Annotated in this window: 1 protein-coding gene; it reads left to right on the top strand. The window is 63.0% G+C overall.

The window, feature by feature from the left end:
- Window positions 1-125: 125 nt before the first annotated feature.
- On the top strand, window positions 126-845 hold the full coding sequence (locus AS96_RS14570; protein WP_231477302.1) for a DEAD/DEAH box helicase: 720 nt from the start codon (window positions 126-128) through the stop codon (window positions 843-845).
- The last annotated feature ends 23 nt before the right edge of the window (window positions 846-868 follow it).

Raw genomic sequence — 868 nt, 5'->3', positions numbered from 1 at the left:
TCCTTCCAGGCCCACCCCCGCGGGCAAGCCAGATCAGATGTCACCTATTCGTGCAGCAGTCCCGAGGAACGGCTGTCGCACCTCTTCGCTATGTATGAGCAGATGACTGCTGAGGAGAAGCGCAAGTGACGTCGATCAAGAAGCCAACCAACGTCGTAGACGTGACGTATGCGCGGACCGGCAGCAGCGTCCACACGAATGAACTCGGCATGCGTGAAATGCAGCAGCGGGTCTGGGAGCAGCGCGGCGCGCAGTACCTGCTGGTGAAGGCGCCGCCGGCCTCCGGCAAGTCTCGCGCCCTGATGTTCGTTGCGCTCGACAAGCTCTACAACCAGGGCCGCAAGAAAGTGATTGTCGCCGTGCCGGAGCGATCCATCGGCGGTTCGTTTGCCACGACGAACCTGACCCGGTTCGGCTTCTTCGCGGACTGGGAGATCAAGGAGAAGAACAACCTCTGCACGCCCGGCTCATCCTCGGGCAAGGTGCAGCAGTTCATCGACTTCCTCAACGGGCCGGACGCAACGCTCGTCTGCACGCACGCGACGCTGCGGTTCGCCTATGAGAAGCTGCCCGCCTCAGCGTTCGACGGCACCGTGCTCGCGATCGATGAGTTCCACCACGTCTCGGCGGATACCGCGAGCAATCGGCTGGGTGATCTCCTCAAGGGCGTCATGGCAGGTTCCGATGCGCACATCGTGGCGATGACCGGCTCGTACTTCCGGGGCGACTCAGTGCCGGTGCTCGTGCCGGAAGACGAAGCGAAGTTCACGCCGGTCACGTTCAACTACTACGACCAGCTCAACGGGCTCTTCGGACATTCGGTGGGGGTGAGGCTCGCCGGGTGAGGTTCGGCGGGTAGGGGTCGAGG

The organism is Microbacterium sp. MRS-1 (genome assembly GCF_000585455.1).
Lineage (GTDB): Bacteria > Actinomycetota > Actinomycetes > Actinomycetales > Microbacteriaceae > Microbacterium > Microbacterium laevaniformans.
The sequence above is the reverse complement of the archived record's forward strand: the minus strand, read 5'-3'. Positions and strand labels throughout refer to the sequence as shown.